Annotated in this window: 7 protein-coding genes; 5 read left to right on the top strand and 2 right to left on the bottom strand. The window is 66.5% G+C overall.

All coding sequences use genetic code 11. The annotated features are described in order from the left end of the window. Positions 1 to 94 precede the first annotated feature (94 nt). A complete protein-coding gene (gene hslU, locus IE100_RS16005) occupies positions 95 to 1,432 on the bottom strand; it encodes an ATP-dependent protease ATPase subunit HslU (protein WP_189375579.1) in 1,338 nt (445 codons plus the stop codon). Positions 1,433 to 1,463: 31 nt separating this feature from the next. Further along, entirely contained in the window at positions 1,464 to 2,000 is a 537-nt protein-coding gene (gene hslV, locus IE100_RS16010; RefSeq protein ID WP_189375582.1) for an ATP-dependent protease subunit HslV, read from the bottom strand. 176 nt (positions 2,001 to 2,176) lie between these two features. Between hslV and IE100_RS16015 the strand changes: the two genes are divergently transcribed. From IE100_RS16015 to IE100_RS16035, 5 genes are all read left to right on the top strand, one after another. Further along, positions 2,177 to 2,836 (top strand): energy transducer TonB, encoded by a 660-nt coding sequence (locus IE100_RS16015; RefSeq protein WP_189375584.1) that lies wholly within the window; start codon positions 2,177 to 2,179, stop codon positions 2,834 to 2,836. 12 nt (positions 2,837 to 2,848) lie between these two features. After that, positions 2,849 to 3,514, top strand: coding sequence for a MotA/TolQ/ExbB proton channel family protein (locus tag IE100_RS16020; RefSeq protein WP_308426773.1), 666 nt, complete (start codon positions 2,849 to 2,851; stop codon positions 3,512 to 3,514). Further along, positions 3,501 to 3,911: an ExbD/TolR family protein gene (locus tag IE100_RS16025; RefSeq protein ID WP_189375588.1), complete on the top strand. Its 411-nt coding sequence runs from the start codon at positions 3,501 to 3,503 to the stop codon at positions 3,909 to 3,911. The genes IE100_RS16020 and IE100_RS16025 overlap by 14 nt, the downstream gene beginning before the upstream one ends. 110 nt (positions 3,912 to 4,021) lie before the next feature. Further along, positions 4,022 to 6,253: a TonB-dependent receptor gene (locus IE100_RS16030; protein ID WP_189375590.1), complete on the top strand. Its 2,232-nt coding sequence runs from the start codon at positions 4,022 to 4,024 to the stop codon at positions 6,251 to 6,253. A 148-nt stretch (positions 6,254 to 6,401) separates the two neighbouring features. Further along, positions 6,402 to 7,082: a Fe2+-dependent dioxygenase gene (locus tag IE100_RS16035; RefSeq protein WP_189375592.1), complete on the top strand. Its 681-nt coding sequence runs from the start codon at positions 6,402 to 6,404 to the stop codon at positions 7,080 to 7,082. Positions 7,083 to 7,135 lie beyond the last annotated feature (53 nt).

Raw genomic sequence — 7,135 nt, forward strand, 5'->3', positions numbered from 1 at the left:
TTTGTGTTTGCCAGCTTTTGAAACGTTAACGGCCGCCTGACGGCGGCCGCTGACGCGGACAAGGTTGGCCGCAAGCCTGCGGCCAATCCTAGGCTTACAGTACGTAGCGCGCCAGGTCCTCGCGCTGCGCCAGCAGGTCGAGCTTGCTGTCGACGTAGCCGGCATCCAGCTCGAAACGACCGGCCTGGCCGTCGAAGGCGAGGCTCTCCAGCAGCTTCTCCATCACGGTATAGAGACGGCGCGCGCCGATGTTCTCGGTTTTCTCGTTCACCTGCCACGCGATCTCGGCCAGGCGCTGGATGCCGCTGTCGGCAAACACCAGCTCGATGCCTTCGGTGGCCAGCAGCGCCTGGTACTGGCGGGTGAGGCAGGCGTCGGTGCTGGTGAGGATGGCCTTGAAGTCGTCGACGGACAGCGAATCCAGCTCGACGCGGATCGGGAAGCGGCCCTGCAGCTCCGGAATCAGGTCCGACGGCTTGGACAGGTGGAAGGCGCCGGAGGCGACGAACAGGATGTGGTCGGTCTTGATCATGCCGTACTTGGTGGTGACGGTGGTGCCCTCCACCAGCGGCAGCAGGTCGCGCTGCACGCCGGCACGAGAGATGTCGGCGCTGTTGCCCTCGGCGCGGCTGGTGACCTTGTCGATCTCGTCGAGGAACACGATGCCGTTCTGCTCGACATTGCGCAGCGCCTCGGCCTTGATCTCCTCGTCGTTGACCAGCTTGGCCGCCTCTTCGTCGATCAGCAGCTTGTAGGCTTCGACGATGGTCAGCTTGCGCGTCTTCTTCTTGCCGGCATTGAGTCCCTGGAACAGCCCCTGCAGCTGGCTGGAGAAGTCTTCCATCCCCGGCGGACTCAGGATCTCCATGCGGGCCGGCGCCTCGGCCAGCTCGATCTCGATTTCCTTGTCGTCGAGCGCGCCCTCGCGCAGCTTCTTGCGGAATTTCTGGCGGGTGGCGCCGTCTTCCGGCTTGTCGGCGACGGGCTCTTCAGTGAAGAAGCCGGCCGCTTGCCGCGGCCGTGGCAGCAGCACGTCGAGGATGCGCTCTTCGGCGCCGTCTTCGGCGCGGTGGCGGTTGCGCACGATGGCGGCGTCGCGCGCTTCCTTCAGCGCCACTTCCACCAGGTCACGGATGATGGTGTCGACGTCGCGGCCAACGTAGCCGACCTCGGTGAACTTGGTGGCCTCCACCTTGATGAACGGCGCGTTGGACAGCCGCGCCAGGCGGCGGGCGATCTCGGTCTTGCCGACGCCGGTCGGCCCGATCATCAGGATGTTCTTGGGGGTGATCTCGCTCTTCAGCGGCTCGGCCACCTGCTGGCGGCGCCAGCGGTTGCGCAGGGCGATGGCGACGGCGCGCTTGGCGGCCTGCTGGCCGATGATGTGCTTGTCCAGTTCGTGGACGATTTCCTGTGGCGTCATGGTGGTCATGGAGATATCCGCTGTAAAGGTTGGCCGCAACTCAGCCCAGGGTTTCGATCAGGTGGTTGTGATTGGTATAGATACAGATGTCGCCGGCGATCTCCAGCGACTTCTTCACCACCACCTCCGGATCCAGCTCGGTGTTCTCGAACAGCGCGCGGGCGGCGGACTGGGCGAAGGCGCCACCGGAGCCGATGGCGGCGATGCCCTGCTCCGGCTCCAGCACGTCGCCGTTACCGGTGATGATCAGCGTCGATTCGCGGTCGGCGACGATCAGCATCGCCTCCAGCCGGCGCAGCATGCGGTCGGTACGCCAGTCCTTGGCCAGCTCCACCGCCGAGCGCACCAGATGGCCCTGGTGCTTTTCCAGCTTGGCCTCGAAGCGCTCGAACAGGGTGAAGGCGTCGGCGGTACCGCCGGCGAAGCCGGCCAGCACCTTGTCGTGATACAGGCGGCGCACCTTGCGCGCGGTGGACTTGATCACGATATTGCCGAGGGTTACCTGGCCGTCGCCGCCCAGCGCCACGCGCTGGCCACGGCGCACCGATACGATGGTAGTTCCGTCAAACTGCTGCATTGCCTGCCCCAATAAAGTGCGACCACGGGAATCGGTCGATCCTTTCAATATGTAGCCTGCAACGCATTAATCAAGCGCCAGGCGCCGTCGCCAGCCCGCCTCACCGCCATGTCGAAGTTGACCCCTTGTCACGTCATCGATAATATAAATAGGAATTACTATCAAGACGATTTACAATGAAATCCTCGTTTTCCCGCTACACCACGCTGGCCGCCATCGCCGCCGGCCACGTCGGCCTGCTGCTGTCGATGAGCCACGCCGCGCCGCCGGCGCAGCCGCCACAGCCGCTGCCGATGGAAGTGGTGACCATTCCGGCGCCGGCCCCGGCCATCCGCCCGGCACCACCCGCGCCGGCCAAGACCGCGACCGCCAAGCCGCGCACGGCGGCGCCGCGGCCGCTCCCGGCGCCCGTCAAGCCGTCGCCGAAGGCGATCACCACCGCCCCCCGCACCGAGGCCGTCACCAGCCAGGCCCCGGCCGTGACCGAGACGCCGGCCGCCAGCCGTAGCGAAACCGCGCCCCCGGCCCCGCCGGCACCACCAGCACCCGTCGTCCCGCCGACCCATATCGGCGGCCACCTCGGCAACCCGCGCCCGGTGTATCCGCCGCTGTCGATCGAGCTGAGCGAGGCCGGTGCCGTCGGCCTGCGCGTGGCGGTCAGCGCCGACGGCCGCGCACAGGAGGTCAGCGTCGCGCGCTCCAGCGGTTTCCCGCGCCTCGACCGCGCCGCACTGCAGGCGGTGCGCAACTGGCGCTTCCGTCCGGCGACACGCGGCGGCGAGGCCATCCCCTACACCTATGTCTTCAATGTCGATTTCGACCTCACCAAAGCCTGAACCATGAACCTGATGCTGACTTTCCAACAGGGCGACGCCATTCTGGTGTCGGTGTTCCTGATCCTGATCGCGATGTCGATCCTCACCTGGTACTTCATCGCGCTGCGCGGCTGGCGCGCGTGGCAGGTCCGGCGCGACAACCGCGCCTCGGAAGCCACGCTGTGGGCGGCCGCGTCGTGGACGGAGGTGGAAACCGCGCTGCAGGGTAGCGCGGCACCGGTGGCGCGCCTGGCGCAGGACGGCCTCGGCGCGCTGCGCCAGTACCGCCAGCACAGCGCCAGCTCGCTGGGCCAGAGCTGCAGCCTGGACGAATACCTGACCCGCGCGCTGCGCAAGCGCCTGGCGCAGGAGCAGCAGCAGCTGGAAGGCGGCATGACCTTCCTCGCCACCATCGGCTCCACCGCGCCGTTCATCGGCCTGTTCGGCACGGTGTGGGGCATCTACCACGCGCTGGTCAACATCGGCACCCAGGGGCAGGTGTCGATCGCCACCGTTGCCGGCCCGATCGGCGAGGCGCTGGTCGCCACGGCGGCAGGGTTGGCCGCCGCCATCCCGGCGGTGATGGCCTACAACACCTTCGTGCGCCTGAACCGCGTCATCAACCAGGACCTGGACCACTTCACCCACGACCTGCACGCGCAGCTGCTGACCCGCGGAGGCGAAGATGGCGTTCGGTAGTTTTGACAAGGGCGCCGACGCGCCGATGGCCGAGATCAACACCACGCCGCTGGTCGACGTGATGCTGGTCCTGCTGGTGGTGTTCATCATCACCGCGCCGCTGCTGACCAACGCGGTGAAACTGGACCTGCCGCAGGCCAGCGCCGCGCAACACCAGGACAAGCCGCAGGCGATCCGGCTGGTGATCGACGCCGAGGGCAAGATGTTCTGGAACGACGCACCGGTGGAATCCGGCGCGCTGCGCAGCCGCTTTGCCGAGGCCGCTGCGGCCGACCCTGAAGTCGAGCTGCACCTGCGTGCCGACAAGTCGGTGCGCTACGAACTGGTCGCCATCACCCTCGCCGACGCGCAAAGCGCCGGTGTCAGCCGTATCGGCTTCGTCACCGAAGCCGACTGAATTCTCGGCTAAGCGATTTTTCCCGCGCGCACCATCCCTGACGCCACGGCCCGCCGGCCGTGGCGCGGGGCGCGTGTTGTCTTCAACCTTGCACACGGACTACCACAATAATGAAACGGCATCTCACCCCCTCTGCCGCCATCGCGCAGAAAAAACTACCAAAGAAGATGATGGCAGGCGTACTGGCCGTCAGCCTGGCGCCGGGCCTGGCCCTGGCCGACGACGCCAAGAGCAGTGACACCGCGCAGCTGGAAACCATCAAGGTCCAGGCGGAGCAGGCGCCGCGCGGCAGCTACAACGCCGCCACCACCACGCTGGGCAAGCAGAAGCAGGCGCTGAAGGACGTACCGCAGGCAGTATCGGTGGTCACCCGCCAGCTGATCGCCGACCAGGGCGACATCAACATGAAGGACGTGCTGAAGAACGTGTCCGGCATCACCTTCGTCGCCGGTGAGGGCGGCCGCTCCGGCGACTCCATCATCCTGCGCGGCTTCTCCGCCTTTGGCGATACCTACCGCGACGGCCAGCGCGACGTGGCGCAATACAACCGCGACCCGTTCAACGACGAGCGCGTCGAGGTGCTGAAGGGCGCCAGCTCGATGCTGTTCGGCCGCGGTTCCACCGGCGGCGTGATCAACCAGGTCAGCAAGACCCCGTTCGCCGGCGAACAGGTCGAAGTCTCCGGCACCATCGGCAACAACGACTTCCATCGCGAGACCGCCGACATCAACCAGGCGCTGTCCGACACCGCCGCCATCCGCCTGAACGTGATGAACACCCACGACGGCTCGCCAGACGGCATCTCGGCGCAGGAGCGCTTCGGCATCGCGCCGTCCATCGCCTTCGGCCTCGGCGAGCCGACCACGGTGGTGCTGTCGCACATGCACATGAAGGAAAACAACACCCCGATGCTGGGCGTGCCGTTCGACCCCAACACGCTGCAGCCGATCGACGTGCCGGTGGACCGCTACTACGGCCTGCAGGGCATGAACAGCGAGGACATCACCGCCGACATCAGCACCGTGCGCGCTACCCACAAGCTGGACAGCAAGCACGAGATCGCCGCCCAGCTGCGCGTCGGCCGCTACGACCGCCAGGTGATCGTGTCGCAGCCACAGCTGCGCAACTCGCCGGCCGGCACCCCGGTCACCGACGCCACCCAGCTCGGCTACAGCGGCAAGCTGCGCGGCTCGCTGAACGAAACCCAGTCGCTGAGCGTCGACTACAACGGCAAGTTCGACACCGGCAGCCTCAGCCACGAACTGCTGGCCGGCGTGGAGTTCACCCGCGAAACGCAGAATGCGTACAGCATCCGCGCCAGCAGCGCGATCCCGAACGTGGTCGGCAGCGTCGGCGACCCGGAAGGCTTCTACACCGGCGGCTACACCCGCCACCGCTCCAACGACTTCGTGACCCGCAACCTGGCCGCCTACGTCACCGACACCGTGGCGCTGAACCAGCAGTGGAAGGTGATGGCCGGCCTGCGCATGGACCAGCTGGAAGGCACCTACAAGACCTACAACACCACCACCGGCCTGCAAACCGGCGAAAGCAAGCGCGACGACCGCGGCCTCAGCTACCGTACCGGCCTGATCTGGCAGCCGACCAAGGCATCCAGCTACTACCTCGGCTACAGCAGCCTGATGAACCCGTCCGGCGAGGCCTACCAGTTCGACCTGTCGGCCGGCCTCTCCACCGACAAGCAGCAACCGGAGCGCAACAAGCACTACGAAATCGGCGCCAAGTGGGATCTGGCCGACGGGGACGCCACCCTGCGCGCCGCCGTGTTCCGCACCGAGAAGCTGAACGAACGCAACACCGACGCACTGTCGCCGGATGTCGCCATCCTCTACGCCAAGCGCCACACCGACGGCGTCGAAGTGGAGGTGGCCGGCCGCCTCAGCGAGAAGTGGGAAGTGTTCGCCGGCGCCACGCTGATGGACCCGAAGATCGACCAGGGCTGGGCCAACAACGCGCCGACCGACGCCAACAAGGGCGCCGTGCCGAAGTACACGCCGAAGAAGACCGCCAACATCTGGACCACCTACAAGGTGACCGACAAGGTGACCGCCGGCGTCGGCCTGTACTACACCGGCAAGCGCTATGCCGCCGACTCGCAATCGGTCAACGGCCAACCGGTGAAGTTTGACGCCAACAAGGCCCGCTTCGCCCCGAGCTACGTGCGTGCCGACGCGATGCTGTCGTACGAGGAGCGCAAGTACAATGTACGCCTCAACGTCAACAACCTCACCAACAAGAAGTACTACGACGCGCTGTACGGCGGTCATGCCGCCGCCGCCGCACCGCGTGAAGTGCAGCTGACCGTGGGCTACAAGTACTAAGCCCGCGCGCCTTGCGGCCAACCTTGTCGTGCAAAGGTTGGCCGCAAGGCCGTTTTGGCGAGCGCGATAGGACGCTCGCCAAAACGCTGGCAGGATGCGCCACCCCGTCCCCTGCGTCTGCCAACCCCGTTTTGATCAGGAAACCTTCATGCTGCTGCACATCCCCGAAGTCCTCACCGCCGAAGAGCTGTCCCACGCCCGCATGCTGCTGGCCAACGCCCAGTGGCAGGACGGCCGCGCCACCGCCGGCCACCAGGCGCTCGACGTCAAACACAATCTGCAACTGCCGCCACAGGGCGAGCCCGCGCGCGAGCTGGCGGCGCTGGTGCAGCGCGCGCTGGCGCGCAATGCGCTGTTCATGTCGGCGGCGCTGCCCAAGCTCACCATGACGCCGATGTTCAACTGCTACCAGGGCGGCATGACCTACGGCAACCACGTCGACAACGCCATCCGCAGCGACCCGCTGACCGGCCAGTACGTGCGCACCGACGTCTCGTGCACGCTGTTCTTCAGCAATCCGGACGAGTACCAGGGCGGCGAGCTGGTGGCGGAAGACACCTACGGCCTGCACAGCGTCAAGCTGCCGGCCGGCGACATGATCCTGTACCCGTCCACCAGCCTGCACCGGGTGGAGCCGGTCACCGCCGGCGCGCGGCTGGCCTCGTTCATGTGGACGCAGAGCATGATCCGCGATGACGCCAGGCGCGCGATGCTGTTCGACATGGACATGGCCATCATCGCGCTGCGCCAGCAGCTGGGTGACAGTGAGGAAGTGATGAACCTGACCGCGCTGTATCACAACCTGCTGCGGATGTGGGCGGAGGTCTGAGCAGAGATATGAATAGACACGCCGTTGCGGCCAACCCTGGCCGCAAGGCAAAA

It is taken from the genome of Vogesella alkaliphila, from assembly GCF_014652475.1.
Taxonomy (GTDB): domain Bacteria; phylum Pseudomonadota; class Gammaproteobacteria; order Burkholderiales; family Chromobacteriaceae; genus Vogesella; species Vogesella alkaliphila.